Here is a 553-nt window from a genome sequence, read left to right on the forward strand (position 1 = left end):
GACGGACAACCCCTCGTGGATTTCGAGCGTGACGCGCTGCATCGCGAGACCCGCCGTCAATATCGGCATTTCGAGCAGCGGCGCGAATACGATCCGCTCGGCCGGCTGAAACGGATGATCGTGCGTCGCGACGTACAAAGGACCTTACCGAAAGACTGGATCGCCGGGCGCGAGCTGCGCTACGACGCGACGGGCCACTTGACACGCATCGACGACCGCACGCGCGGCGTCACGGATTACACATACGATCCGACCGGGCGTTTGCTGAAGGCGACGACGCTGGATTTGAAGGAAGTGTTTGCGTTCGATCCGGCGGGCAATCCGGTGGATCCGGACAAGATCCCGCCGCGCCCGAGCGAGGAAACGATCGAGTCTGTCTCGGCGCGGATGCAGCGGCAGATGGCGCAGGATCGCGCGTGGTGGGACGCCCATCCGGGCGAACGATTGCCGGACGAGCAACTCGCGAGGCGCTTGCGGGTGGCTGAAGAGTTCAACGTGCTGACCAGTTGGGAGCGGTCACTGCCGAAGTGCATCGGCAATGTACTGAAGGAAC

General features: G+C 63.5%; 1 protein-coding gene. It reads left to right on the top strand.

From position 1 onward, the window contains the following. Positions 1–15: 15 nt before the first annotated feature. Positions 16–553 (top strand): RHS repeat domain-containing protein (locus F3J14_RS36265; protein WP_348772041.1); only part of this gene is annotated, 538 nt, incomplete at its 3' end.

The organism is Burkholderia sp. Tr-862 (assembly GCF_011753085.1).
Taxonomy (GTDB): Bacteria; Pseudomonadota; Gammaproteobacteria; order Burkholderiales; family Burkholderiaceae; genus Burkholderia; species Burkholderia ambifaria.